The organism is Enterobacter sp. TCD1-1 (genome assembly GCF_020567405.1).
GTDB classification, from domain to species: domain Bacteria; phylum Pseudomonadota; class Gammaproteobacteria; order Enterobacterales; family Enterobacteriaceae; genus Enterobacter; species Enterobacter quasiroggenkampii.
Genome location: NZ_JAJCXF010000001.1, coordinates 456,008 through 481,299 on the forward strand (window position 1 = coordinate 456,008; position 25,292 = coordinate 481,299).

24 protein-coding genes and 1 riboswitch are annotated in these 25,292 nt (G+C 59.0%); of the genes, 18 read left to right on the top strand and 6 right to left on the bottom strand.

Translation table 11 applies throughout. The features are described 5' to 3' along the window. The first annotated feature begins 1 nt into the window (after nt 1). Entirely contained in the window at nt 2-1,060 is a 1,059-nt protein-coding gene (gene modC / locus LJA86_RS02240; RefSeq protein WP_023292995.1) for a molybdenum ABC transporter ATP-binding protein ModC, read from the top strand. On the opposite strand, the gene LJA86_RS02245 is transcribed toward modC, so the two are convergent. Next, nucleotides 1,061-1,879: a pyridoxal phosphatase gene (locus tag LJA86_RS02245; protein ID WP_045909471.1), complete on the bottom strand. Its 819-nt coding sequence runs from the start codon at nt 1,877-1,879 to the stop codon at nt 1,061-1,063. A gap of 140 nt (nt 1,880-2,019) precedes the next feature. On the opposite strand from LJA86_RS02245, the gene pgl reads away from it, so the two are divergent. Next, nucleotides 2,020-3,015, top strand: coding sequence for a 6-phosphogluconolactonase (gene pgl / locus LJA86_RS02250; RefSeq protein ID WP_229225515.1), 996 nt, complete (start codon nt 2,020-2,022; stop codon nt 3,013-3,015). Between the two features lie 123 nt (nt 3,016-3,138). Here pgl and LJA86_RS02255 read toward each other — a convergent pair whose 3' ends face one another. After that, nucleotides 3,139-4,422: a putative acyl-CoA thioester hydrolase gene (locus LJA86_RS02255; RefSeq protein ID WP_045909473.1), complete on the bottom strand. Its 1,284-nt coding sequence runs from the start codon at nt 4,420-4,422 to the stop codon at nt 3,139-3,141. Between the two features lie 224 nt (nt 4,423-4,646). Between LJA86_RS02255 and hutI the strand changes: the two genes are divergently transcribed. From hutI to hutH, 5 genes are all read left to right on the top strand, one after another. Further along, a complete protein-coding gene (gene hutI / locus LJA86_RS02260; RefSeq protein WP_048026987.1) occupies nt 4,647-5,870 on the top strand; it encodes an imidazolonepropionase in 1,224 nt (407 codons plus the stop codon). Continuing rightward, nucleotides 5,867-6,805 carry a formimidoylglutamase gene (gene hutG / locus LJA86_RS02265; RefSeq protein ID WP_229225516.1) on the top strand — a complete coding sequence of 313 codons (939 nt, stop codon included), beginning with the start codon at nt 5,867-5,869 and terminating at the stop codon, nt 6,803-6,805. The genes hutI and hutG overlap by 4 nt, the downstream gene beginning before the upstream one ends. 19 nt (nt 6,806-6,824) lie before the next feature. After that, nucleotides 6,825-7,559 carry a histidine utilization repressor gene (locus tag LJA86_RS02270; RefSeq protein ID WP_045909476.1) on the top strand — a complete coding sequence of 245 codons (735 nt, stop codon included), beginning with the start codon at nt 6,825-6,827 and terminating at the stop codon, nt 7,557-7,559. 126 nt (nt 7,560-7,685) lie between these two features. Further along, nucleotides 7,686-9,374, top strand: coding sequence for a urocanate hydratase (gene hutU / locus LJA86_RS02275; RefSeq protein ID WP_229225517.1), 1,689 nt, complete (start codon nt 7,686-7,688; stop codon nt 9,372-9,374). After that, nucleotides 9,371-10,891, top strand: a complete 1,521-nt coding sequence (hutH, locus tag LJA86_RS02280) for a histidine ammonia-lyase (protein ID WP_023326936.1) — start codon at nt 9,371-9,373, stop codon at nt 10,889-10,891. Before hutU ends, hutH begins: the two co-directional genes overlap by 4 nt. An 85-nt stretch (nt 10,892-10,976) precedes the next feature. On the opposite strand, the gene LJA86_RS02285 is transcribed toward hutH, so the two are convergent. Together LJA86_RS02285 and bioA are read right to left on the bottom strand one after the other, a co-directional pair. Further along, a complete protein-coding gene (locus LJA86_RS02285) occupies nt 10,977-11,453 on the bottom strand; it encodes a kinase inhibitor (RefSeq protein WP_121425413.1) in 477 nt (158 codons plus the stop codon). A 48-nt stretch (nt 11,454-11,501) separates the two neighbouring features. Continuing rightward, a complete protein-coding gene (bioA, locus tag LJA86_RS02290) occupies nt 11,502-12,791 on the bottom strand; it encodes an adenosylmethionine--8-amino-7-oxononanoate transaminase (RefSeq protein ID WP_420707800.1) in 1,290 nt (429 codons plus the stop codon). A gap of 86 nt (nt 12,792-12,877) precedes the next feature. Between bioA and bioB the strand changes: the two genes are divergently transcribed. The 4 genes from bioB to bioD are packed head-to-tail and all read left to right on the top strand — an operon-like array spanning nt 12,878 to nt 16,505. Beyond that, the gene (gene bioB, locus LJA86_RS02295; protein ID WP_008501133.1) at nt 12,878-13,918 is read left to right on the top strand and encodes a biotin synthase BioB; all 1,041 of its coding nucleotides are present in this window, start codon (nt 12,878-12,880) and stop codon (nt 13,916-13,918) included. After that, nucleotides 13,915-15,072, top strand: coding sequence for an 8-amino-7-oxononanoate synthase (bioF, locus tag LJA86_RS02300; protein ID WP_229225520.1), 1,158 nt, complete (start codon nt 13,915-13,917; stop codon nt 15,070-15,072). The genes bioB and bioF overlap by 4 nt, the downstream gene beginning before the upstream one ends. After that, nucleotides 15,056-15,811 (top strand): malonyl-ACP O-methyltransferase BioC, encoded by a 756-nt coding sequence (bioC, locus tag LJA86_RS02305; protein WP_229225522.1) that lies wholly within the window; start codon nt 15,056-15,058, stop codon nt 15,809-15,811. Before bioF ends, bioC begins: the two co-directional genes overlap by 17 nt. Further along, nucleotides 15,804-16,505, top strand: coding sequence for a dethiobiotin synthase (gene bioD / locus LJA86_RS02310; RefSeq protein ID WP_229225524.1), 702 nt, complete (start codon nt 15,804-15,806; stop codon nt 16,503-16,505). Before bioC ends, bioD begins: the two co-directional genes overlap by 8 nt. On the opposite strand, the gene LJA86_RS02315 is transcribed toward bioD, so the two are convergent. Then, nucleotides 16,468-17,190 (bottom strand): ABC transporter ATP-binding protein, encoded by a 723-nt coding sequence (locus tag LJA86_RS02315; RefSeq protein ID WP_104949075.1) that lies wholly within the window; start codon nt 17,188-17,190, stop codon nt 16,468-16,470. The genes bioD and LJA86_RS02315 overlap by 38 nt on opposite strands. A 752-nt stretch (nt 17,191-17,942) precedes the next feature. Between LJA86_RS02315 and uvrB the strand changes: the two genes are divergently transcribed. Beyond that, on the top strand, nt 17,943-19,958 hold the full coding sequence (uvrB, locus tag LJA86_RS02320; RefSeq protein WP_045909484.1) for an excinuclease ABC subunit UvrB: 2,016 nt from the start codon (nt 17,943-17,945) through the stop codon (nt 19,956-19,958). 509 nt (nt 19,959-20,467) lie between these two features. On the opposite strand, the gene yvcK is transcribed toward uvrB, so the two are convergent. After that, entirely contained in the window at nt 20,468-21,376 is a 909-nt protein-coding gene (gene yvcK, locus LJA86_RS02325; RefSeq protein ID WP_045909485.1) for a uridine diphosphate-N-acetylglucosamine-binding protein YvcK, read from the bottom strand. 225 nt (nt 21,377-21,601) lie between these two features. Then, nucleotides 21,602-21,736, top strand: a riboswitch (molybdenum cofactor riboswitch). Here yvcK and moaA point away from each other — a divergent pair. The 6 genes from moaA (at nt 21,724) to LJA86_RS02355 (ending at nt 25,203) form a co-directional block, all read left to right on the top strand. Further along, entirely contained in the window at nt 21,724-22,713 is a 990-nt protein-coding gene (gene moaA / locus LJA86_RS02330; protein WP_048222132.1) for a GTP 3',8-cyclase MoaA, read from the top strand. Its footprint overlaps the riboswitch before it by 13 nt. 24 nt (nt 22,714-22,737) lie before the next feature. After that, nucleotides 22,738-23,250: a molybdenum cofactor biosynthesis protein B gene (gene moaB, locus LJA86_RS02335; protein WP_045403780.1), complete on the top strand. Its 513-nt coding sequence runs from the start codon at nt 22,738-22,740 to the stop codon at nt 23,248-23,250. Between the two features lie 3 nt (nt 23,251-23,253). Then, entirely contained in the window at nt 23,254-23,739 is a 486-nt protein-coding gene (moaC, locus tag LJA86_RS02340; RefSeq protein ID WP_008501142.1) for a cyclic pyranopterin monophosphate synthase MoaC, read from the top strand. Further along, nucleotides 23,732-23,977: a molybdopterin synthase sulfur carrier subunit gene (gene moaD, locus LJA86_RS02345; RefSeq protein WP_008501143.1), complete on the top strand. Its 246-nt coding sequence runs from the start codon at nt 23,732-23,734 to the stop codon at nt 23,975-23,977. Before moaC ends, moaD begins: the two co-directional genes overlap by 8 nt. 1 nt (nt 23,978) lies before the next feature. Continuing rightward, the gene (gene moaE / locus LJA86_RS02350) at nt 23,979-24,431 is read left to right on the top strand and encodes a molybdopterin synthase catalytic subunit MoaE (protein ID WP_229225526.1); all 453 of its coding nucleotides are present in this window, start codon (nt 23,979-23,981) and stop codon (nt 24,429-24,431) included. A 64-nt stretch (nt 24,432-24,495) separates the two neighbouring features. Beyond that, the gene (locus LJA86_RS02355; RefSeq protein WP_069719576.1) at nt 24,496-25,203 is read left to right on the top strand and encodes a Bax inhibitor-1 family protein; all 708 of its coding nucleotides are present in this window, start codon (nt 24,496-24,498) and stop codon (nt 25,201-25,203) included. Nucleotides 25,204-25,292: the final 89 nt, after the last annotated feature.

The window sequence follows — 25,292 nt, forward strand, 5'->3', positions numbered from 1 at the left end:
CATGCTGGAACTGAATTTCACTCAGACGCTGGGAAACCATACCCTGACGCTTAACGAGACGCTGCCTGCAAGCGGTATCACCGCCATTTTCGGCGTGTCGGGGGCGGGAAAAACGTCGCTGATAAATGCCATCAGCGGCCTGACGCGCCCGCAGTCAGGACGGATTGTATTGAATAACCGCGTTCTGAATGACGTGGAAAACAAGGTGTATCTGTCGCCGGATAAACGCCGCATTGGCTATGTTTTCCAGGACGCGCGCTTATTCCCGCACTACAGCGTGCGCGGCAACCTGCGTTACGGCATGGCGAAAAGCATGGCCGGGCAGTTTGATAAGCTGGTGACGCTTTTAGGCATTGAGCCACTGCTCGACAGGCTGCCATCCTCGCTTTCCGGCGGAGAAAAACAGCGCGTGGCCATTGGCCGCGCGTTGCTGACCGCACCCGAACTGCTGCTGCTCGACGAACCGCTGGCCTCGCTGGATATTCCGCGCAAACGTGAGCTCCTGCCCTACCTGCAGCGCCTGACGCGGGAAATTAATATTCCGATGCTCTACGTCAGCCATTCGCTGGATGAGATCCTGCATCTGGCCGACAAAGTGCTGGTGCTGGAAGAGGGCAGCGTCAAGGCCTTCGGCAACCTTGAAGAGGTGTGGGGCAGCAGCGTAATGCACCCGTGGTTACCCAGGGAACAGCAGAGCAGCATCCTGAAAGTGAGCGTGCTGGAACATCATCCGCACTACGCGATGACGGCGCTGGCGCTGGGCGATCAGCACCTGTGGGTCAATAAGATCGACAAGCCATTACAGTCCGCGCTGCGTATTCGTATTCAGGCATCTGACGTTTCGCTGGTGCTGCAGCCGCCGCTGCAAACCAGTATTCGAAATATCCTGCGCGCCAAAGTCGCGGAGTGTTTTGATGATAACGGCCAGGTGGAAGTGAAGCTCGAGGTGGGAAGCAGAACGCTCTGGGCACGCATCAGCCCGTGGGCCAGGGATGAGTTAGGGATCAAACCTGGCCTGTGGCTCTACGCGCAAATCAAGAGCGTCTCGATCACCGCCTGATTACAGCAGGTGGGTATAAATGTACTGCGCGATGCTGTCGGTGGTGTTGTCGCCAATCACCACGTTAGCGCGCGCTTTTACCGCGTCGTCGGCATTGCCCATCGCCACGCCCGTGCCGACGGCTTCCAGCATGCTGATGTCGTTGTAGTTGTCGCCGAAGGCGATCGCGTCCTGCATTGACCAGCCCTGCGATTCCACATACTGCGTCAGACGCTTGCCTTTGCTATTGCCTTTGCGGGCAATATCCACCTGATCGTGCCAGGACCATTCACACTCCAGACCCAGCGTCTGTTCCACGTGTTTCGCGAAGGCATTCAGTTTGGTGGTGTCTTCATCCGTCAGGGCGAATTTCCAGATAGCCTCAACGTCCTGGGCTGCCTGACGCAGGGAAGTTACCTGAGTAAAGACCGGACGCTGCGCTTCAGGCAGGGACAACGCCCAGTTGCTGGTGCGCACCACATGGCCGGTTGGGCGCTCGTACACCATCGCGTTATCCACGTACATCAGGCCGTGAATGGCATGCTCATCCAGCAGATCAATCAGTTGCAGAGCCTGGGGAACCGGCAGCGGGTCGGAGGCTAAAACCTTTTTTGCCTGATAATCATACAAATAAGTGCCATTACAACAAATTGCAGGTGTATCTAACGCGAGTGCCTGATAAAAAGGGTGAATGGCAACGTGATGTCGACCCGTTACGATAAGGAGTTGATATCCCGCTTCCTGTGCGCGTTTAAGCGCTTCCAGAGAAGAGGGGAGAAGGGTTTTTTGCGGCGTCAGTAAGGTACCGTCTAAATCCAGAGCAATCACACGCGAGGTCATTTGTTTTTCCGGGTTAATATTGAATTTACGTTTTGATGGGATGGTACACCGAGAGGCGAACGCTTCAAAACTCCTGTCGACAATTCAGCATTCACCGTCAAAAGTTAACTACTTTCATGCGCAGTGAGGAGTGAATATTCATGAAACAAACCGTTTATACCGCCAGTCCTGAAAGCCAGCAGATCCACGTCTGGCGTTTAAATACCGAGGGGACACTCACGCTGGTTCAGGTTGTTGATGTGCCAGGTCAGGTGCAACCGATGGTTATCAGCCCGGATAAACGTTTCTTGTACGTGGGTGTGCGCCCGGAGTTTCGCGTGCTGGCCTATCGCATCTCTCCGGACGACGGCGCGCTGACTTACACTGCCGAAGCGCCGCTGCCGGGCAGTCCAACCCATATCTCAACCGATCGTAAAGGCAACTTTGTCTTCAGCGGCTCTTATAACGCGGGTTGCGTCAGCGTAACCCGTCTTGAAGATGGCATTCCGGTCGAAACCGTGGATGTGGTGGAAGGGCTTGAAGGCTGCCACTCGGCGAATATCTCTCCGGATAACCGCACGCTGTGGGTGCCTGCGCTGAAGCAGGATCGTATCTGCCTGTTCACCCTGAGCGACGATGGTCACCTGGTGGCGCAGAATCCAGCTGAAGTCACGACGGTAGAAGGTGCAGGTCCGCGTCATATGGTCTTCCATCCGAACCAGCAGTACGCCTACGTGGTCAACGAACTGAACAGCTCTGTGGACGTATGGGAGCTGAAAGATCCAAACGGTCAGATTGAGTGCGTGCAGACGCTGGACATGATGCCGTCTGATTTCTCCGACACCCGCTGGGCGGCAGATATCCACATTACGCCAGATGGCCGTCATCTGTACGCCTGTGACCGTACCTCCAGCCTGATTACCGTGTTTAGCGTTTCCGAAGACGGCAGCGTGCTGGCGGTAGAAGGCTTCCAGCCGACGGAAACCCAGCCGCGCGGCTTTAATATCGATCACAGCGGCAAATACCTGATTGCGGCGGGGCAGAAATCCCACCATATCGCGCTGTATGAAATTAAAGGCGAGCAGGGGCTGCTGAAAGAGAAAGGGCGCTACGCCGTAGGCCAGGGGCCGATGTGGGTGGTGGTTAACGCTCACTAAGCGGCTTAAAACAAAAAACCTCGCGAATGCGAGGTTTTTTTATGCCCGGTGGCACTGCGTTTACCGGGCCTACATAACCTGTAGGCCGGGTAAGGCGAAGCCGCCACCCGGCAAAAGGACAGCTTACTGCTTCGGCTCAGCAACCACTTTGCTACCCAGACCGCGGTTGTTGTACTCCCACATGCGGTTGAAGTTAGCGTCGTTCAGGTTACGCTGCACGTTCCCTTTATCGTCCACCGCACCGGTATTGCCGGAGAACGGACGTTTGGAGATTGCCGCATCCGCCCACGGCTTCGCCATGTTGAAGCCTTCGTTGATCACGCTGTCGCGGATCACAACCTGACCGTTGGTCGCAGCGTCCACGTCCAGGGAGCGTCCCAGCTGCGCCACGCCGTCACCGGCAGCGTTAAAGCGGCTGTTCACGGCCAGGAAGCCGAAGAAGAGGTTCGACTGGGTTGCCGGAGCAAACACGTAACCTTCTTGCTGAGTACGTGAGTTCACCACGCGGAAATCGGTGTTATCAAATACCACCGCGCCGCGGCCGGACACCAGATCCACATCACCTTCAACGTAGCTGTTGGTCACCAGCGTACGGGTCAGACGATTATTCTGCAGCGTGTTCTGTACACCGCTGTTGGTCACGAAGAAGGTGTTCTGACGACCCAGAATGTTGACGTTGTTAATCTGCACCTTATCGCCATCGCTGCGCAGCGCGACGGCCTGGTGGTTACCGGCGTCAACGCTGTCACCCAGGGTATTCTGAATGGTCAGGTTCTGCAGCTGCAGACCGTTATTCTGGGACCAGAACACCGCAGAGCACATCACGCCAATGGTGGCGGCACGCTTGCTCTGGCAGTTATCAAACATGTACCACGCCGGTTTACCCGGCATATATTTACCGGCCGGGTTCACCAGGTGACGCCAGGTGTTGCTGTCGATTTCGGAATCAATCGCCAGGCCAATTTTTACGTCGATCGCTTTTTCGCCCAGACCGTAAAGCGTAATGCTGCCCGGTGCCGCCGGAACATACACGGTGCCTTCATATTCACCTGGCAGGATCGCGATGTACTGGCGAGACGCGCTGTGTTTCGTGATGGCAGCATCTACCGCAGCCTGAATCGAGGTATGCGTTACACCCTGCGCTCCCGCCGGGCCAACCACGAAGTCAGGCTGTTTCGGCAGGTTAATCGAGGACGGGGTCCACGGCGCAGCGTTAGGATCCATCGACGAGAAGTAGTGCGCACGGTCGAAGTTCTTCGCTTCATCAGCGGACAAAATCGGGCGGGAGGCCGTACCGGGCGCGACCTGCTCAGAAGGCCGCTGATCCGGTGGGGTTGAACTGCATGCGGATAATGTCACGCCAAAGGCGAGTGCTAACGCCAGACGGGAAATCCTGGAAATGTTCAAGGTGAAGCTCCTGGGTATGCAAGTCTTTACGGGATAGACGAAATAGCCTGCTTTTTTATACTAAGTTGAGCGAAACGGGAAGATAAAAAGGGTAAAAGTTGCATTTTTAGCCCAGGGGCGGCGGGTAAGTGATCACAAATAAATAACATTTTCCGCAAAGTCGGTTGACAGCAGACAACAGATGAAAATAAATGTCTATACAACCTATGACAAGTGGAATGCCTATGCAGCAGATTCATCCCGACGATGTGATATGGCGAAATGCGCGACTGGCTACGATGGCGCCGGACGTCTGTGCGCCCTATGGACTGAAAGAGCAACATGCCCTGGTCGTACGCGGCCACACCCTTCTGGCCGTGATCCCTGAATCTGACATTCCGGCCGGACACCGTCACTGTGTCGATCTTCAGGGACGTCTGGTCACGCCGGGCCTGATTGACTGCCATACCCACCTGGTGTTTGGCGGCGATCGCGCGGCGGAGTGGGAGCAGCGTCTGAACGGTGTCTCTTATCAAACCATCAGCGCCCAGGGGGGCGGGATTAACGCTACCGTGACGGCGACGCGCAGCAGCTCACCCGAAACCCTGCTTAAGCTGGCGCAGCAGCGACTTCAGCGTCTGATGAATGAAGGTGTCACCACGGTTGAAATCAAATCCGGATACGGTCTCAACGCCGAGGCCGAAGAGAAAATGCTGCAGGTCGCGCGCCAGCTGAGCCTCAATAATCCGGTTGATATCAGCCCAACGCTGCTGGCGGCTCATGCGGTTCCGCCAGAATACCGACAGGATCCGGATGCGTACCTCACGCTGGTCTGTGAGCAGATATTGCCCACGCTGTGGCAAAAAGAGTTATACGAATCAGTAGACGTGTTCTGCGAAAACGTCGGCTTTACCCCGTCGCAAACCGAGCGCCTCTTTAAGGCGGCGACCGCGCTCGGTATCCCGGTGAAAGGGCATGTCGAGCAGCTGTCGAATCAGGGCGGTGCGGCGCTGGTCAGCCGGTATAAGGGACTCTCCGCCGATCATATCGAATATCTTGACGACGCAGGCGTTCAGGCGATGGCGCAAAGCGGCACGGTTGCGGTCCTGTTGCCGGGCGCGTTCTATTTTCTGCAGGAGCGCCAGCGTCCGCCGGTGGAACAGCTCAGAAAACAGGGTGTGCCGATGGCGGTCGCCACCGACTATAACCCCGGTACCAGCCCGTTTGCGAGCCTGCACCTGGCGATGAACATGGCCTGCGTCCAGTTTGGCCTGACGCCTGAAGAGGCCTGGGCTGGCGTCACGCGGCATGCCGCGCAGGCGCTGGGCCGCGGTGAAACCCACGGACAGCTGCGGGCCGGGTTTGTCGCTGATTTCATCGTCTGGGATGCACACCATCCGGTAGAGATGGTCTACGAGCCGGGACGCAATCCGCTGTATCAACGTATTTTCCGTGGGGAGGCAGTATGAGGTTATGGCGGCCCGTAGCCGAAACGGTCTGGCAGGGGCGCGACGACAGCGCCGAGGCAAGCAACGCAACGCGCATTTTCCAGACGATACGGCAGCAGGGAGCGTTCACGCCGCTATCATCCGGCATTGCGCTGATAGGTTTTGAATGTGATGCAGGGGTAAAACGCAATCAGGGCAGGCCCGGCGCCGTGCAGGCGCCAGATATGCTGCGAAAGGCGCTGGCGAATATGGCAAGCCATCGGGGACACGATCGGCTGGCGGATATGGGCTCGGTTTACGTTGAAGGTGATGAGCTTGAGGCGGCACAGCAGACGTTAAGCGATGCCGTGACAGCCTGTCAGCGCTCCGGGATGCGCACGCTGGTCTTTGGCGGCGGACACGAAACCGCGTGGGCGCACGGTCGCGGCGTGCTGGACGCCTTCCCGAATGAGCGGGTTGTCATCATCAACCTTGATGCCCATCTCGATCTGCGCAAGGCCGACCGGGCGACGTCCGGCACGCCGTTTCGCCAGTTGGCGCATTACTGCGATGAGCGTGGGCGGGCATTTCAGTACGCCTGCTTTGGCGTGAGCCGGGCGGCCAACACGCAGGCGCTGTGGGATGAGGCCGAACGCCTGAACGTCACGCTGGTGGAAGATCTCCATTTCAGGCGCGATGCACTGTCTGCGCTGGAAAGTGTGCTGGCGCAGGCCGATCGCGTCTACCTGACAATCGATCTGGACGTCCTGCCCGCCAGCGAGATGCCTGCCGTTTCCGCTCCGGCTGCGTTAGGCATACCGGCACTGGATCTCCTCCCCGTCATCGAACATATCTGCCGTAGCGGTAAGCTCCAGGCCGCCGATCTGGTAGAGTTTAACCCACAGTACGATCGGGACGGGCAGGGCGCTAAGCTCGCCGCCCGCCTGGCCTGGCAAATTGCTCACTGGTGGGCATAACACTATTCAAGGAGTCACGATGTTTTCACGCTCACCCCTGCCGCAGTCGAGCTCTCCCGCACCTTTCTACGAAAAGGTGAAGCAGGCGATCAGCGAAAAAATCGCCACCGGCGTCTGGCGGCCGCACGACCGCATTCCCTCGGAGGCCGATCTGGTGGCGCAGTTTGGCTTTAGCCGGATGACCGTAAACCGGGCGCTGCGCGAGCTGACCGACGAAGGGCTTCTGGTGCGCCTGCAGGGCGTCGGGACGTTTGTGGCGGAACCGAAAGGGCAATCCGCCCTGTTTGAAATCCGCAGTATTGCGGACGAAATTGCCGCGCGTAATCATCAGCACCGCTGTGAGGTGCTGGTGCTCGAAGAGACCCAGGCCAGCGCCGAGCAGGCGGTAGAGCTGAACGTCAAAGAAGGCAGCCGCATCTTCCACTCCGTGATGGTGCATTTCGAAAACGACATTCCGGTGCAGATTGAAGATCGCTGCGTTAACGCCGAACGGATACCGGACTATCTGAACCAGGATTACACCCACACCACGCCGCATGCCTATCTGTCGCTTGTCGCACCGCTGACGGAAGGGGAGCACATTGTGGAAGCCGTGCGCGCCACGCCGCAGGAGTGCGAGCGGCTGCGCATTAAAGAGCACGACCCGTGCCTGCTGATCCGTCGTCGAACCTGGTCCTCGTCGCACATTGTGTCGCATGCCCGGCTGCTTTTCCCGGGTAACCGTTACCGGCTGCAGGGCCACTTTATGTCATAAGTTTTATAAGCGTGATCGCTAACGCAATATAACAAAATTGTATCTTTTTTGTTAAATCCGACCTTGTGTGTGCTTGTCTATACAAGTATATCTAAATGCATCATCTGTCCCGTATAGGAGCACACAATGTCGTCAGGTAAATACCGCCAGCAGGACGTCCGCGCCGCGCGCGGCACCACCCTTACCGCCAAAAGCTGGCTCACCGAAGCCCCGCTGCGCATGTTGATGAACAACCTTGATCCTGAGGTAGCGGAGAACCCCCACGAGCTGGTGGTTTACGGCGGCATAGGCCGCGCCGCGCGCAACTGGGAATGCTATGACGCAATTGTAAAATCCCTGACCGAACTCGAACACGACGAAACCCTGCTGGTGCAGTCCGGCAAGCCGGTGGGCGTGTTTAAAACGCACAAAAACGCCCCGCGCGTGCTGATCGCCAACTCTAACCTCGTGCCGCACTGGGCAACGTGGGAACACTTCAACGAACTGGACGCGAAAGGGCTGGCGATGTATGGCCAGATGACCGCCGGGAGCTGGATCTACATCGGCAGCCAGGGGATCGTGCAGGGCACCTACGAAACCTTCGTGGAAGCCGGTCGCCAGCACTACAACGGCTCGCTGAAAGGCCGCTGGGTATTGACCGCCGGTCTGGGCGGCATGGGAGGCGCGCAGCCGCTGGCCGCCACGCTGGCCGGCGCGTGCTCTCTGAACATTGAGTGCCAGCAGAGCCGCATTGATTTCCGTCTGCGTACCCGCTACGTCGATGAACAGGCGACCAGCCTGGACGATGCGCTGGCGCGCATCAAAAAATACACGTCCGAAGGCAAAGCGGTGTCGATTGCCCTGTGCGGCAACGCGGCAGACATTCTCCCTGAACTCGTTGCCCGCGGCGTGCGCCCGGATCTGGTCACCGACCAGACCAGCGCCCATGACCCGCTGCACGGCTACCTGCCAAAAGGCTGGTCGTGGGAAGAATATCAGCAAAAAGCGGAGACCGACCCGGAAGGTACGGTGCTTGCCGCGAAACGCTCCATGGCCGAGCACGTCTCCGCGATGCTGGCCTTCAGCCAGATGGGTATTCCGACCTTTGATTACGGCAACAACATTCGCCAGATGGCGAAAGAGATGGGCGTGAATAACGCCTTCGATTTCCCCGGCTTCGTTCCGGCCTATATCCGCCCGCTGTTCTGCCGCGGCATCGGTCCGTTCCGCTGGGTTGCCCTGTCCGGTGACCCGGAAGATATCTACAAAACCGACGCCAAAGTGAAGGAGATCGTCGCCGATGACGAACACCTGCACCACTGGCTGGACATGGCCCGCGAGCGCATTAACTTCCAGGGTCTGCCAGCGCGTATCTGCTGGGTAGGGCTGGAGTGGCGTCAAAAACTCGGCCTCGCCTTTAACGAAATGGTGCGCAGCGGTGAAGTCTCCGCGCCGATTGTGATTGGCCGCGACCACCTGGACTCCGGCTCCGTTGCCAGCCCGAACCGAGAAACGGAAGCCATGCGCGACGGCTCGGATGCGGTGTCCGACTGGCCGTTGCTGAATGCCCTGCTGAATACCGCCAGCGGCGCGACCTGGGTGTCGCTGCACCACGGCGGCGGCGTGGGGATGGGCTTCTCCCAGCATTCCGGGATGGTTATTGTCTGTGACGGAACGGATGAAGCCGCCGCGCGTATCGCTCGCGTGCTCCACAACGACCCGGCCACCGGCGTGATGCGTCACGCGGATGCGGGTTACGAGATTGCCATTGACTGTGCCAAAGAGCAGGGCCTTAACCTGCCGATGATCCCTGCCACACAAGGAAAGCATGAATGAACGCATTAACCCTCACTCCCGGCTCACTGACGCTCAAACAGCTGCGTAACGTCTGGCGTCAGCCGGTCACCCTTTCGCTGGATGAAAGCGCTCACGCCGCCATTAACGACAGCGTGGCCTGCGTTGAAGCCATCGTTGCCGAAGGGCGCACGGCTTACGGGATTAATACCGGCTTTGGGCTGCTGGCGCAGACCCGCATCGCGACGCACGATCTGGAAAACCTGCAGCGTTCTCTGGTGCTGTCGCACGCGGCGGGCGTCGGCCAGCCGCTTGACGATGAGATTGTCCGTCTGATGATGGTGCTCAAAATCAACAGCCTGGCGCGCGGTTTCTCCGGCATCCGCCTGAGCGTGATCCAGGCGCTGATGGCGCTGGTTAATGCGGAGGTCTATCCGTGGATCCCGGCGAAGGGTTCCGTCGGGGCCTCCGGCGATCTCGCGCCGCTGGCGCACATGTCGCTGCTGCTGCTGGGTGAAGGCAAAGCGCGCTGGCAGGGCGAGTGGCTTCCGGCGAAAGAGGCGCTGAAAAAAGCCGGCTTAACGCCGATCACGCTGGCGGCGAAAGAGGGGCTGGCGCTGCTGAACGGCACCCAGGCGTCGACCGCCTTCGCGCTGCGCGGCCTGTTTGAAGCGGAAGATCTGTTTGCCTCGGCGGTGGTGTGCGGTGCGCTGACTACCGAAGCCGTGCTGGGCTCGCGTCGCCCGTTCGATGCCCGCATCCACGAGGTGCGCGGTCAGCGTGGGCAGATTGATGCTGCCGCGATGTACCGTCACGTGCTTACCGACACCAGCGAGATCGCGGAGTCACACCACAACTGTGAGAAGGTGCAGGATCCGTATTCCCTGCGCTGCCAGCCGCAGGTGATGGGCGCGTGCCTGACGCAGCTGCGCCAGGCGGCGGAGGTGCTGCTGGTGGAGGCCAACGCGGTGTCCGATAACCCGCTGGTGTTCGCTCAGGAAAACGAGGTGGTCTCCGGCGGTAACTTCCACGCCGAGCCTGTGGCAATGGCGGCGGATAATATCGCCCTGGCGATTGCCGAAGTCGGCGCGTTGTCCGAGCGCCGCATCGCGCTGATGATGGATAAACACATGTCCCAGCTGCCACCGTTCCTGGTGCGTAACGGCGGGGTCAATTCAGGCTTTATGATTGCTCAGGTGACGGCCGCAGCGCTGGCAAGCGAGAACAAGGCGCTGTCGCATCCGCACAGCGTGGACAGCCTGCCAACCTCGGCGAATCAGGAAGATCACGTTTCGATGGCACCGGCTGCCGGGCGCCGTCTCTGGGAAATGGCCTCCAACACCCGCGGTGTGCTGGCGGTGGAATGGCTGGCGGCGAGTCAGGGTATCGATCTGCGTGAGGGGCTCAAATCCAGCCCGCTGCTGGAGCAGGCGCGTCAGGTACTGCGCGAGCACGTCACCCATTACGATGACGACCGCTTCTTTGCCCCGGATATTGATAAGGCGATGCAGCTTCTGGAAGAAGGGCGGCTGGTAGGACTGCTGCCTTCAGTGCTGTGATTTTTTTGCCCGGTGGCGCTGCGCTTACCGGGCCTACGAGTGCGAAATCCAGGCCGGGTAAGGCGTAGCCGCCACCCGGCTTTTTTTACGAATACATCGCCGTAATCGACGCGCTGCCAAGCGTATGGAAATGCACGTTAAACCCGACCATTGCGCCGCTCGCGCCTTCATCGACGTCAATCTTCTCCACATCCAGCGCGTGCACCGTGAAGATATAGCGGTGGGTTTCCCCTTTAGGCGGGGCCGCGCCGCCGTAGCCCGCTTTACCGAAGTCAGTACGCGTCTGAATGGCACCTTCAGGCAGGGCAACCAGGTCTGAACCGGAACCCTGAGGTAGTACGCGCGTGTCGGCAGGCAGGTTCGCCACAATCCAGTGCCACCAGCCTGAGCCAGTTGGCGCATCCGGGTCGTAGCAGGTCACGACAAAGCTTTTGGTGCCTGCCGGAACCTCGTCCCACGCCAGGTGCGGGGAGATATTGTCTCCCTGATACCCCATGCCGTTAAAAACGTGACGTTCCGGCAGTTTTTCACCGTCGCGCAGATCTTTACTGATGATTTTCATACGGTTTACCCTCGTTGATCGCTCGTTCAGCAAGTGTAATGCATAGGGTTAAATCGTGAAATGCGCGGGAATGTTAACGGCTGTTACGACCGCATCAGTTAATTTACGCAGTTGCTCCGGCGTAATGCTGTACGGCGGCATCAGATAGATAAGCTTGCCGAAAGGCCGGACCCACACGCCCTGGTCCACAAAGAAGCGCTGCAGCGCCGCCATATTCACCGGATGGGTGGTTTCAATCACCCCGATGGCGCCCAGCACGCGCACGTCCGCCACGAAATTCGCCCCCGAGGCGGCGCTCAGCTCCGCTTTCAGCTGCGCTTCTATCGCCGCAACCTGCGTCTGCCACTCGCCGCTCTCCAGAATCGCAAGGCTTTCACTCGCCACGGCGCAGGCCAGCGGGTTACCCATAAACGTCGGGCCGTGCATAAAGCAGCCGGCTTCACCGTCGCTGATGGTGTCGGCCACCTGGCGGGTCGTGAGCGTGGCGGAGAGCGTCATGGTGCCGCCCGTCAGCGCTTTGCCGAGGCACAGAATATCCGGGGCGATACCCGCATGTTCGCAGGCAAACAGCTTGCCGGTGCGGCCAAAGCCGGTGGCGATCTCATCGGCAATCAGCAGAATGCCCTCGCGGTCGCACATCCTGCGAATACGCCTCAGCCATTCCGGATGGTACATCCGCATTCCGCCCGCGCCCTGCACGATCGGTTCAAGAATGACGGCAGCAATTTCGTGACGATGTGCCGCCATCAGCCGCGCGAAGCCGACCATGTCCATCTCGTTCCACTCGCCGTCGAAGCGGCTCTGCGGCGCAGGGGCGAACAGGTTTTCCGGCAGATACCCCTTCCACAGGCTGTGCATGGAGTTATCCGGATCGCACACCGACATCGCTCCGAAGGTATCCCCGTGATAGCCGTTGCGGAAGGTGAGGAAACGCTGGCGCGTTTCGCCTTTAGCGTGCCAGTACTGCAGCGCCATTTTCATCGCCACTTCCACCGCCACGGAGCCGGAATCCGCCAGGAAGACGCACTCCAGCGATGCAGGCGTCATCGCCACCAGACGGCGGCATAAATCCACCGCGGGCTGATGGGTGATCCCGCCAAACATCACGTGCGACATCTGGTCAATCTGGGCCTTCATCGCCGCATTTAGGCGCGGGTGGTTGTACCCGTGAATCGCCGCCCACCAGGAGGACATCCCGTCAACGAGCCGCTCGCCGCTGGCGAGGTGCAGCTCGCAGCCGTGGGCGGAGGCCACCGGATAAACGGGAAGGGGGCGGGTCGTGGAGGTGTAAGGGTGCCAGATATGCTGCTTGTCGAAGGCGAGATCGTCCTGGGTCATAATCGACTTGTAAACCATTTTGAAAAGTTTTAGGTTTACGAGTATAAACCGAACCGAAAATTAACAAAACCCTTTGGAGAAGCCCGATGGCTCACCACGCACGCTGGACGATGTCGCAAGTTACTGAATTATTCAACAAACCTTTCCTTGAGCTGATGTTCGAAGCCCAACAGGTGCATCGCCAGCACTTCGATCCCCGCCATGTTCAGGTCAGCACGCTGCTGTCGATCAAGACCGGCGCCTGCCCTGAAGACTGCAAATATTGCCCGCAGAGTGCGCGCTACAAAACCGGTCTGGAGTCAGAGCGCCTGATGGAAGTGGAGCAGGTCCTCGACTCCGCGCGCAAGGCGAAAAACGCTGGCTCAACCCGCTTCTGCATGGGCGCGGCGTGGAAGAACCCGCACGATCGCGACATGCCGTATCTGGAGCAGATGGTGAAGGGCGTGAAGGAGATGGGCCTCGAAGCCTGCATGACCCTCGGTACGCTCAACGAAGAGCAGGCGCAGCGCCTCTCGGCCGCGGGGCTGGATTACTACAACCACAACCTCGACACCTCGCCGGAATTTTACGGCAATATCATCACCACGCGTACCTACCAGGAGCGTCTGGATACGCTGGATAAAGTGCGTGATGCGGGGATCAAGGTCTGCTCCGGCGGCATCGTGGGCCTAGGCGAAACGGTGAAAGACCGCGCGGGCCTGCTGCTGCAGCTGGCGAACCTGCCGACCCCGCCGGAAAGCGTGCCGATCAACATGCTGGTGAAGGTCAAGGGCACGCCGCTGGCGGATAACGAGGACGTGGATGCGTTTGATTTTATCCGCACCATCGCGGTGGCGCGCATCATGATGCCAACGTCTTACGTTCGCCTCTCAGCGGGCCGCGAGCAGATGAACGAGCAGACCCAGGCGATGTGCTTTATGGCCGGCGCCAACTCCATCTTCTACGGCTGCAAGCTGCTGACCACGCCGAACCCGGAAGAGGACAAAGACGTTCAGCTGTTCCGCAAGCTGGGGCTGAACCCGCATCAGACCGAGGTGCTGACGGGCGATAACGAGCAACAGCAGCAGCTGGAGCAGCAGATTTTCAACGCCGACACCGACCAGTTCTACAACGCGGCAGCCGTATGACCTGGCAGGCACGTATCAACTCTGCGCTCGACGACCGTCGGGCGGCAGAGGCATTTCGCGTTCGCAGGGTGGTGGAAAACGGCGCGGGTCGTTTTCTTACCCGTGAAGGCCAGCGGTTCTGCAATTTCTCCAGCAACGACTATCTCGGGCTGAGCCAGCATCCGGCCATTATCCGCGCCTGGCAGCAGGGCGCGGAGCGGTTTGGCGTGGGCAGCGGCGGATCGGGACACGTCAGTGGATACACCACGGCGCATCAGGCGCTGGAAGAGGAACTGGCTGACTGGCTCGGCTACCCGCGCGCGCTGCTGTTTATCTCCGGCTTTGCCGCCAACCAGGCGGTCATCACGGCCCTGATGGGGAAGGCGGACCGCATTGTCGCCGACCGCCTGAGCCACGCCTCCCTGCTGGAGGCGGCAAATTTAAGCCCGGCGCAGCTGCGGCGTTTTGCCCATAACGATGCGGGACAGCTCGCTGCGCTGCTGGATAAACCCTGCGAAGGACAACAGCTGGCGGTCACGGAAGGGGTGTTCAGCATGGACGGCGACAGCGCGCCGCTTGCCGCGCTGCACGAGGCCGCAAAGCGGCAGCATGCCTGGCTGCTGGTCGATGATGCGCACGGCATTGGCGTGATGGGCGACGAAGGGCGCGGGAGCGCGTATCAGCAAAACGTGAAGCCGGAACTGCTGATTGTCACCTTCGGCAAAGGCTTTGGCGTTAGCGGTGCCGCCGTGCTGTGCAGCGAATCCGTCGCCGACTATCTGCTGCAGTTTGCCCGACACCTGATTTACAGCACCAGCATGCCTCCGGCGCAGGCCGTGGCGCTGTCAGCGTCGCTGGCGGTGATACGCAGCGCGGAAGGGGATGAGCGTCGCCAGCGGCTGGCAGAGCATATCGCCCGCTTCCGTCAGGGACTCGCGGCGTTGCCCTTCCGCAGCACCGATTCGCAGAGCGCTATCCAGCCGGTGATTGTCGGTGAAAATGCCCGCGCGCTGGCCCTGGCACAGGCGCTGCGCCAGCGCGGCATGTGGGTGACTGCCATTCGCCCGCCAACAGTACCACCGGGCACGGCACGGCTGCGCTTAACCCTGACGGCGGCGCATGAACGACAGGATATTGAGACGTTGCTGGAGGCGCTCCATGATGCCGGTGAATAAGCAGGCCATCGCTGCCGCATTTGGCCGCGCCGCGCAGAGCTATTCGCAGCATGATGAGCTGCAGCGTCTGAGCGCGCAGGGGCTTCTGGCCGTGCTTGGCGAGAACCGTTTTCCCCAGGTGCTGGACGCCGGCTGTGGTCCCGGCAGCAACAGCCGCTACTGGCGCGGGGTGGGAAGCCAGGTGACGGCTATCGATCTCTCAGCACAGATGCTGGAAGAGGCGCGCCAGCGGCAGGCTGCAGATCGTTATCTGCTGGCCGATATCGAGGCGATCCCGCTGGCGGACGCGCAGTTTGATCTGGTCTGGAGCCATCTGGCGGTTCAGTGGTGCAGCAGCCTGCCGCAGGCCTTGCGCGAGCTTTATCGCGTGGCGCGACCGGGCGGGAAGGTGGCGTTTACCACCTTGCTGGAAAGTTCGCTGCCGGAGCTGAATCAGGCCTGGCAGGCAGTCGATGAACAGCCGCACGCTAACCGGTTTTTATCGCATGAGCAGGTGATGCAGGCGCTGGAAGGCTGGCGCGCTCGCAGCGTGGTGCAGACCATCACGCTCAATTTTAGCGATGCGTTCAGCGCCATGCGTTCGCTGAAGGGCATAGGCGCCACGCACCTGCATACCGGACGCGAGAAAAAACCGCTCACCCGCGGTCAGCTGCAGCGCCTTGAGCTGGCCTGGCCGCAGCAGCGGGGTCAATTCCCGCTCTCCTATCAACTTTTTCATGGGATTATCGAACGTGACTGAACGTTATTTTGTCACCGGCACGGACACAGAAGTGGGCAAAACGGTGGCCAGCTCGGCGCTGCTGCAGGCGGCACGGCTGCTCGGGAAAAACACCGCCGGGTATAAGCCCGTGGCGTCCGGCAGCGAGATGACGGCGGAAGGGTTACGCAACACCGACGCGCTGGCGCTCCAGCGTCACAGCACGCGTGAACTCGCCTATTCCGCGGTGAATCCGTACACCTTTGCCGAGCCGACCTCGCCGCACATTATCAGCGCCGATGAAGGTCGTCCGATTGATTTCGCCGTGCTGTCTGCCGGACTGCGGACGCTGGAAAATCAGGCCGACTGGGTGCTGGTGGAAGGGGCTGGCGGCTGGTTTACGCCGCTTTCGGACACGCAGACGTTTGCTGACTGGGTGCAGGCCGAGCAGCTTCCGGTCATTCTTGTCGTCGGCGTCAAGCTGGGCTGCATCAATCACGCCATGTTGACCGCGCAGGCCGTACAGCAGGCCGGGCTGCGTCTGGCGGGCTGGATAGCCAACGACGTGGTTGCGCCGGGTAAACGACACCTGGAGTATCTGGCGACGCTCAGGCGCGTCCTGCCCGCGCCGTGCCTCGGGGAGATCCCCTGGCTTGCTGACGGCGCGGAAAATGCCGAAACAGGACGTTATCTCGATCTCAGCGTTTTGCTTCCCGCGACATCCAGTGAGCGATAAGCTCATCATCCAGTTCGTTAACGTGGCCCTGCGCCACGTTACGCCCGCGATAGAGCATACAGAAACGGTCCGCCACCCGACGGATAAACGACAGCTGCTGCTCCGCTAACAGCACCGTCATTCCCAGTTCCCGGTTTAATCGCCCCAGCAGCTGTACCAGCTTCTGGGCAACGCTGTGCCCCGCGCCGTGCAGGGGTTCATCCAGGATCAGCAGGTGAGGGCGGTTTACCAGCGCATTAGCCAGCGCCAGCTGATACTGGTCGTCCGGAGAGAGCGTGTTGGCGCGGGTTTGCCGCACCCCATAGAGCGCCGGAAACAGGTCGTAAACGTCATTTTTCGCCTCCGGATTAGGTTTCCCCGTCGCCCGCATGGCGATATGCAGGTTCTCCTCAATCGTTAGCTGAGAGAAGATCCGCCTGTCCTGCGAGACATAGCCAATCCCCGGCCCGGAACGCTGTTCTGACGGCGGGTGGAGCAAATCACGCGGCGGCGCGCCCGCCTCATACCAGATGATGCTGCCGCTTTCGACGGGCACTTTCCCGGCGATGCAATTCATGAGGGTGGTTTTCCCCATCCCCGGCAGGCCAACGACGCCTGTACACATCCCTTGCGGAAAATCTAAATCCACATTCCATAGCGTATGTTGACTTCCGTAAAACTGATTCACTGCACGCAGACTCAACATCTTTCTCTCCTTAAAAATGTGTGTAGGTGTGGCTCGTGGATGAATCTGCAAAACCCCTGCCATAAAGCGGAAAGTGGTTAAAAAAGCGACTTTTTTAGGAATAAGTCACAGAAGCGCGGCGGATAAAAACCGGGCTTGCACATCGACGGTGCTGGCGGTGGTGAGTTGTGGTGCAGAGCCCGAAAGGGTGAAAATGTGAGCAAGATCGCATCGGTTGGTTATGAATGACGCAACTGTTAATCAGCAAAAAATAGCTATAAAAATTTTTTGCCGCCGTCTCGTGGGAAAATCCGGGAATTTGCGGAGCGCCAGTCTGTATGGGCTGGAAGCAGTTATCCACTATTCCTGTGGATAACCATGTGCATTAGAGTTAGAAAACACGCGATAAGCGAGAGAAGACGCGGCTTACGCCCAAATTGACGCGAAACGCGGCTTTAGAAAATATCGTTTAGTTTTTAATTGCTTAGATAAAAGCAATTCCCGTCATGAAAGTGTCACCGGTTGCCACAAAACTATCATTACCTGGCTTGACAAATGTTAAAAAAGAAAAAGTTCTGGGGATAACCTGACCTGACTGGTGTTTTATGTTGTCACAGTCCAAATTTTGGTCGCTATCGCGCTAATCATTCAGGCGCTACTCTAAATATCCTGACATGCTACTGGTTTTTCATCCAGTGTTTTTTACTGGCATTCCTGGCAACAAGGAGTAAAATTACTCACCTGCCGCTTATAACGTCATCAGGTTGTCGCCCATGAGTAAACCGTTCAAATTGAATTCTGCTTTCCGTCCATCTGGCGATCAGCCTGAGGCGATCCGTCGTCTGGAAGAAGGACTGGAGGATGGGCTGGCGCACCAGACGCTGCTGGGGGTCACCGGCTCGGGTAAAACATTTACCATTGCCAACGTGATTGCGGATCTCCAGCGCCCAACGATGGTGCTGGCACCCAATAAAACCCTGGCGGCGCAGCTATACGGCGAGATGAAAGAGTTCTTCCCGGAAAACGCGGTAGAGTATTTCGTCTCCTACTACGATTACTACCAGCCTGAAGCCTATGTGCCGAGTTCTGACACCTTCATTGAGAAAGATGCCTCGGTGAACGAACACATCGAGCAGATGCGACTGTCGGCCACGAAGGCGCTTCTGGAGCGTCGCGATGTGATCGTCGTTGCCTCGGTTTCCGCGATCTACGGTCTGGGCGATCCGGATCTCTATCTCAAGATGATGTTGCACCTGACGCAGGGGATGATCATTGACCAGCGCGCGATTTTGCGTCGCCTGGCGGAGCTGCAGTACACCCGCAACGACCAGGCCTTCCAGCGCGGCACCTTCCGCGTGCGCGGTGAAGTGATCGACATCTTCCCGGCAGAATCGGACGATATGGCGCTGCGCGTCGAGCTGTTTGACGAAGAGGTTGAACGCCTGTCGCTCTTCGACCCGCTGACTGGACACGTTGAGTCGGTGATCCAGCGCTTCACCATCTACCCGAAAACGCACTACGTGACGCCGCGCGAGCGTATCGTGCAGGCGATGGAAGAGATCAAAGTGGAGCTGGCCGAGCGCCGTAAGGTGCTGCTGGCGAACAATAAGCTGCTGGAAGAGCAGCGCCTGAGTCAGCGTACCCAGTTCGACCTGGAGATGATGAACGAGCTGGGCTACTGCTCCGGCATCGAAAACTACTCTCGCTTCCTCTCCGGGCGCGGGCCGGGCGAGCCGCCGCCGACGCTGTTTGATTACCTTCCGGCCGACGGTTTGCTGGTGATCGACGAATCCCACGTCACGATCCCGCAGATCGGCGGGATGTACCGTGGCGACCGGGCGCGTAAGGAGACGCTGGTGGAGTACGGATTCCGCCTGCCGTCAGCGCTGGATAACCGTCCGATGAAGTTTGAAGAGTTTGAGGCGCTGGCGCCGCAAACCATCTACGTCTCGGCCACGCCGGGCAACTATGAGCTGGAAAAATCGGGCGATGAAGTGGTTGACCAGGTGGTGCGTCCGACCGGGCTGCTGGATCCGGTTATCGAGGTGCGTCCGGTGGCCACGCAGGTGGACGACCTGCTCTCTGAGATCCGCGCCCGTTCCGCCATCAACGAGCGCGTGCTGGTGACCACGCTCACCAAGCGTATGGCGGAAGACCTGACCGAGTATCTTGAAGAGCACGGCGAGAAGGTGCGTTATCTGCACTCGGATATCGATACCGTGGAGCGCATGGAGATTATCCGCGACCTGCGTCTGGGTGAGTTTGACGTGCTGGTAGGGATTAACCTGCTGCGAGAAGGTCTCGATATGCCGGAGGTCTCGCTGGTGGCGATTCTGGATGCGGACAAAGAGGGCTTCCTGCGTTCCGAGCGTTCGCTGATCCAGACCATTGGCCGCGCCGCGCGTAACGTCAACGGGAAAGCGATTCTGTACGGTGACAAAATTACCCCGTCGATGGCGAAAGCGATTGGTGAGACGGAGCGCCGCCGTGAGAAACAGCAGCGCTACAATGAAGAACACGGCATTACCCCGCAGGGGCTGAACAAGAAGGTGGTGGATATTCTGGCGCTGGGTCAGAACATCGCCAAAACCAAAGCGAAAGGCCGCGGCAAGGCGCGTTCAGTGGTGGAAGAAGATACCGTCGTGCTGACGCCAAAAGCGCTTCAGCAGAAAATCCACGAGCTGGAAGGACAGATGATGCAGCACGCGCAGAATCTGGAGTTCGAAGAGGCGGCGCAGATCCGCGACCAGCTTCATCAGCTGCGGGATCTGTTTATCGCGGCATCGTGAGTAAAGCGTTGTTTTCTCCCTCTCCCCGTGGGTTGAGGAATCCCCACAAATTATTGCGGGCACTGAACAATCCCCTCGCCCCTTTGGGGAGAGGGTTAGGGTGAGGGGAACATACGGCAGCGGTGGTCATTCCGTTCACTTTATGTTCCTTGCTACTCTGTGATTCCTATACCGGTGAACGTGCCAGGGCGGCTCAGTCGCCGCCGCCCTGGCGACCCGGGCTCCCGGCGGTAAATCGCCGCTTCGCGGTGCCCTCGGCTTATTCCTTCCGGCTTGTCGGGTACGGGCGGAGGCAACGTCCATGTAAAGCCCGCCCTCTCGGCGCATCCCTGCGCCTCGCCCCGGCCTGCAGGAAACGCCTCAGCGATTTACAGCCGGACCAGGGCGTCGCTGCAAGCCGTTCATTTTTCTGAAGCAACATTCATCGCTTCGTGTAGAGAAATTACAGGGGGTTCCTCAGCTCCGTGGGAGAGGGCCGGGGTGAGGGCATCAGGCCGCACAAAACGAATCTAACCCAGCGCCTGAATTGCCTTCTCCAGCGCCTCGCGCAGCAGATGGCGGTCGTGGCGATACTTGATGTCTGAGGCCTCCAGCGGCTCCTGCACCACCAGGCGATCGCCGATACCGGATACATCCACCTTCGGCCCCACCACCACGCCGTCAATGATCTTCTTACCGACGTAATGCTCCATCAAATTGAGTTTATCCGACAGCGACAGGCTTGCGGCTGCCGGACTCAGTTCACGCCCGAGGTTACCAATGTAAACCATTGGCGCCGGGGTGCGGCGCAGCGCCTGCGCCAGCTCCTTCACCAGCAGGATCGGCATCAGGCTGGTGTAAAAGCTGCCCGGGCCGATCAGAATTAAATCCGCGTCGCCAATTGCTTCTACGGCTTCACGCGTCGCCGGCACGCTCGGGTAAGTCATCAGCTCTTTGGGCGGCAGCAGAAGCTGGTCAATATTCACCTCGCCGTAAACTTCATGCCCTTCGGCGTCGATGGCCATCAAGTCAACCGGTTGTTCAGACATGGGGATCAGAAATGCGTCCACTTTGAGCAGATTACGGATCAGATTGATGGCTTCGAGAGGCCTTACGCTCAGGTGATCCAGCGCCTTTAACATCAGATTTCCGAGGTTATGTCCGGAAAGTTCGCCATTGCCGCCAAAACGGTACTCAAACATCGCCGACGCGACGCTCGGCTCGGTAATTAACTGGTTCAGGCAGTTGCGCATATCGCCCCAGGCAATGCCGCCTTCGGCACGTCTGATCCGCCCGGTTGAGCCGCCGTTGTCGGTGGTGGTCACTATCCCTGTCAGCCTTGAGCCGAGTGACGACAGCGAGGACATGACGCGGCCCAGGCCGTGGCCTCCGCCAAGAGCGACCACCCGGTCAAGATCCGCAAAAGTGCGATTGCGCATACGTATTCCTTATCACGTTCGATCGCGTAACAGTAACCTAACTACCCCTAAAAGACGATGCCTCACCCGATGCAAAATGACGTATATCAATGTGAAAATGCGATTTTTAGGTATTCTGTAGCGAAAATGGACGAATGATTCGCTATATACTTAATTATATAGCGAAAAGCGACAATGGCGCTGTCCGAATTTCCGCGCTACTATCGCCCTAACCACGTTTTCAACATTGAAAACATACACTCTAGCCCTTGTGCCTGTGTCGAAAGATATGGCGCTCTGGCCGTGGCGAATTTGCCACCAGGGTACAGAAAGAAATGACTGTGCCTCCCGTATCTGGAAAGGTGTACATGGCTTCACAACTTACTGATGCTTTCGCGCGTAAGTTTTATTACTTACGTCTGTCGATTACCGATGTGTGCAATTTCCGTTGCACCTACTGCCTGCCCGACGGCTACAAACCGGGCAGCGTCACCAATAACGGCTTTCTCTCCGTGGATGAAGTGCGCCGCGTCACGCGCGCCTTCTCTGAGCTCGGCACCGAAAAAGTGCGCCTTACCGGCGGTGAACCCTCGCTGCGCCGCGATTTCCCCGACATCATTGCCGCCGTGCGTGAAAACGAACGTATCCGCCAGATTGCGGTGACCACCAACGGTTACCGTATGGCGCGCGACGTAGCCACCTGGCGCGATGCGGGCTTAACCGCTATTAACGTCAGCGTGGACAGTCTGGACGCCCGCCAGTTTCACGCCATTACCGGCCAGGATAAATTCCAGCAGGTCATGGACGGTATCGATGCGGCATTTGCGGCCGGCTTCGAAAAAGTCAAAGTCAACACGGTGCTGATGCGTGATGTAAACCATCACCAGCTTGATACCTTCCTGGCGTGGATCAAATCCCGCCCCATTCAGCTGCGTTTTATTGAGCTGATGGAAACCGGCGAGGGCAGTGAGCTGTTTCGCCGCCATCACATCTCCGGCATGGTGCTGCGCGACGAACTGCTCAGGCGCGGCTGGATCCACCAGATCCGCCAGCGCAGCGACGGTCCGGCGCAGGTCTTCTGTCATCCTGATTATGAAGGCGAGATCGGGCTTATCATGCCTTACGAGAAAGACTTCTGCGCCAGCTGCAACCGCCTGCGCGTCTCTTCCGTGGGCAAACTCCATCTCTGCCTGTTCGGCGACGGCGGCGTGGACCTTCGCGATCTGCTGGAAGACGATGCGCAGCAGGACGCGCTTGAAGCGCGCATTTCTGAAGCACTGACGCATAAAAAACAGACCCACTTCCTGCATCAGGGCAATACCGGCATTACTCAGAACCTGTCTTACATCGGCGGGTAACCAGTCTTAAGAAGGAATCAGAAGATGAGTCAGGTCAGCGCAGAATTTATCCCGACACGCATTGCGATCCTTACCGTTTCCGACCGCCGTGGCGAAGAGGATGATACCTCCGGCCACTGGCTGCGCGAGGCGGCCCATGACGCGGGGCATAACATTGTTGATAAAGCGATCGTGAAGGAGAACCGCTACGCCATTCGCGCGCAGGTCTCGCAGTGGATCGCCAGTGATGAGGTGCAGGTGGTGCTGATCACCGGCGGCACCGGCTTTACCGCGGGCGATCAGGCGCCTGAAGCGCTGCTCCCGCTGTTCGACCGCGAGGTGGAAGGCTTCGGCGAGGTGTTCCGCATGCTCTCCTTTGAAGAGATTGGCACCTCCACGCTGCAGTCGCGCGCCGTTGCCGGGGTGGCGAACAAAACCCTGATTTTCGCCATGCCGGGCTCGACGAAAGCCTGCCGCACCGCGTGGGAAAACATCATCGCTCCGCAGCTGGATGCCCGTACCCGTCCGTGTAATTTCCATCCCCATTTAAAGAAATAAGCTATGTCACAACTGACCCACATTAACGCCGCTGGCGAAGCACATATGGTTGACGTCTCCGCCAAAGCGGAAACGGTGCGCGAGGCGCGCGCCGAAGCGTTCGTCACCATGCTGCCGGAAACGCTGGCGATGATTATCGACGGCAGCCATCACAAGGGTGATGTCTTTGCGACCGCGCGCATCGCGGGTATTCAGGCCGCCAAGCGCACCTGGGATCTCATCCCGCTGTGCCATCCGCTGATGCTGAGCAAGGTGGAGGTGAACCTGCAGGCCCAGCCGGAGCACAATCGCGTGCGGATTGAATCGCTGTGCCGCTTAACCGGCAAAACCGGCGTGGAGATGGAGGCGCTGACGGCGGCCTCCGTTGCCGCGCTGACCATCTACGACATGTGCAAAGCGGTGCAGAAAGACATGGTGATTGGCCCGGTTCGCCTGCTAGCAAAAAGCGGCGGCAAATCCGGTGATTTTAAGGTGGACAGCCATGATTAAGGTGCTCTTTTTTGCGCAGGTGCGCGAGCTGGTCAATACCGACAGCCTGACGCTGGATGCCTCTTTTGAAAACGTTGCGGCCCTGCGCGCGCATCTGGCGGCACAGAGCGACCGCTGGGCGCTGGCGCTGGATGAAGGCAAGCTGCTGGCCGCCGTTAACCAGACGCTGGTGGAGCTTACCCATCCGCTGAAGGCCGGGGATGAAGTGGCCTTCTTCCCGCCAGTCACAGGGGGCTAAGATGGCTGAAACCCGAATTCTGGTAAGCCCCGAGCGATTTAACGTGGGGACCGAATACAGCTGGCTGGCGGAACGCGATGAAGACGGCGCGGTCGTGACCTTCACCGGTAAAGTGCGTAATCATAACCTTGGTGACAGCGTGAAGGCGCTGACGCTGGAGCACTATCCGGGGATGACCGAGAAATCGCTGGCGGAGATTGTCGACGAGGCGCGGGGCCGCTGGCCGCTCGGGCGCGTCACGGTGATTCACCGCATCGGTGAGATGTGGCCTGGCGAGGAGATTGTCTTTGTCGGGGTGACCAGCGCGCACCGCGGCAGCGCGTTTGCGGCAGGGGAGTTCATTATGGATTACCTCAAAACCAAAGCCCCGTTCTGGAAGCGCGAAGCCACGCCGGAAGGCGATCGCTGGGTAGAATCTCGCGACAGCGATAAACAGGCTGCCAGCCGTTGGTAGTCGGTTTACGTGGATGTGTTACTCTTAACGAGTGTGTCTACTTAATCTTAATCAGGAGTGAATCATGGACCGATTTCCGCGTTCCGATTCAATAGTACAGCAGACCCGTAGCGGCCTGCAGACGTATATGGCTCAGGTGTACGGCTGGATGACGGTTGGCCTGCTGCTTACCGCGTTTATCGCGTGGTATGCGGCGAACACGCCGGAGCTGATGATGTTTATCTTCTCCAGCAAAATCACCTTCTTTGGGCTGATTATCGCGCAGCTGGCGCTGGTGTTTGTGCTTTCGGGTCTGGTGCACAAGCTGAGTGCCGGCATGGCAACGACCCTGTTTATGCTCTATTCGGCGCTAACGGGGCTGACGCTTTCCAGCATCTTTATCGTTTACACCTACTCATCCATCGCCAGCACCTTCGTGGTCACCGGCGGGATGTTTGGTGCGATGAGCCTGTACGGTTACACCACGAAGCGCGATCTGAGCGGTTTCGGCAGCATGCTGTTTATGGGGCTGATCGGGATCGTGCTGGCGTCACTGGTGAACCTGTGGCTGAAGAGCGAAGCGCTGATGTGGGCCGTGACCTATATTGGGGTGGTGCTCTTCGTCGGGTTGACGGCTTATGACACGCAGAAGCTGAAAAACATCGGCGAGCAGATCGACGTGCGCGACAGTTCAAACCTGCGCAAATACTCGATTCTGGGCGCGCTGACGCTCTATCTGGACTTCATCAACCTGTTCCTGATGCTGCTGCGAATTCTTGGCAACCGTCGTTAAGATTGCTTTGCCGGGTGGCGGTTTCGCCTTACCCGGCCTACGAAGCGCGAACCGTAGGTCGGGTAAGGCGAAGCCGCCACCCGACTTAT

Excerpts from the sequence above, each read along its gene's own strand:
- modC (WP_023292995.1), top strand. The coding sequence starts at position 2 with ATGCTGGAACTGAATTTCACTCAGACGCTGGGAAACCATACCCTGACG.
- LJA86_RS02245 (WP_045909471.1), bottom strand. The coding sequence starts at position 1,879 with ATGACCTCGCGTGTGATTGCTCTGGATTTAGACGGTACCTTACTGACG.
- pgl (WP_229225515.1), top strand. The coding sequence starts at position 2,020 with ATGAAACAAACCGTTTATACCGCCAGTCCTGAAAGCCAGCAGATCCAC.
- hutI (WP_048026987.1), top strand. The coding sequence starts at position 4,647 with ATGCAGCAGATTCATCCCGACGATGTGATATGGCGAAATGCGCGACTG.
- hutG (WP_229225516.1), top strand. The coding sequence starts at position 5,867 with ATGAGGTTATGGCGGCCCGTAGCCGAAACGGTCTGGCAGGGGCGCGAC.
- LJA86_RS02270 (WP_045909476.1), top strand. The coding sequence starts at position 6,825 with ATGTTTTCACGCTCACCCCTGCCGCAGTCGAGCTCTCCCGCACCTTTC.
- hutU (WP_229225517.1), top strand. The coding sequence starts at position 7,686 with ATGTCGTCAGGTAAATACCGCCAGCAGGACGTCCGCGCCGCGCGCGGC.
- hutH (WP_023326936.1), top strand. The coding sequence starts at position 9,371 with ATGAACGCATTAACCCTCACTCCCGGCTCACTGACGCTCAAACAGCTG.
- LJA86_RS02285 (WP_121425413.1), bottom strand. The coding sequence starts at position 11,453 with ATGAAAATCATCAGTAAAGATCTGCGCGACGGTGAAAAACTGCCGGAA.
- bioA (WP_420707800.1), bottom strand. The coding sequence starts at position 12,791 with ATGACCCAGGACGATCTCGCCTTCGACAAGCAGCATATCTGGCACCCT.
- bioB (WP_008501133.1), top strand. The coding sequence starts at position 12,878 with ATGGCTCACCACGCACGCTGGACGATGTCGCAAGTTACTGAATTATTC.
- bioF (WP_229225520.1), top strand. The coding sequence starts at position 13,915 with ATGACCTGGCAGGCACGTATCAACTCTGCGCTCGACGACCGTCGGGCG.
- bioC (WP_229225522.1), top strand. The coding sequence starts at position 15,056 with ATGATGCCGGTGAATAAGCAGGCCATCGCTGCCGCATTTGGCCGCGCC.
- LJA86_RS02315 (WP_104949075.1), bottom strand. The coding sequence starts at position 17,190 with ATGTTGAGTCTGCGTGCAGTGAATCAGTTTTACGGAAGTCAACATACG.
- uvrB (WP_045909484.1), top strand. The coding sequence starts at position 17,943 with ATGAGTAAACCGTTCAAATTGAATTCTGCTTTCCGTCCATCTGGCGAT.
- yvcK (WP_045909485.1), bottom strand. The coding sequence starts at position 21,376 with ATGCGCAATCGCACTTTTGCGGATCTTGACCGGGTGGTCGCTCTTGGC.
- moaA (WP_048222132.1), top strand. The coding sequence starts at position 21,724 with ATGGCTTCACAACTTACTGATGCTTTCGCGCGTAAGTTTTATTACTTA.
- moaB (WP_045403780.1), top strand. The coding sequence starts at position 22,738 with ATGAGTCAGGTCAGCGCAGAATTTATCCCGACACGCATTGCGATCCTT.
- moaC (WP_008501142.1), top strand. The coding sequence starts at position 23,254 with ATGTCACAACTGACCCACATTAACGCCGCTGGCGAAGCACATATGGTT.
- moaD (WP_008501143.1), top strand. The coding sequence starts at position 23,732 with ATGATTAAGGTGCTCTTTTTTGCGCAGGTGCGCGAGCTGGTCAATACC.
- moaE (WP_229225526.1), top strand. The coding sequence starts at position 23,979 with ATGGCTGAAACCCGAATTCTGGTAAGCCCCGAGCGATTTAACGTGGGG.
- LJA86_RS02355 (WP_069719576.1), top strand. The coding sequence starts at position 24,496 with ATGGACCGATTTCCGCGTTCCGATTCAATAGTACAGCAGACCCGTAGC.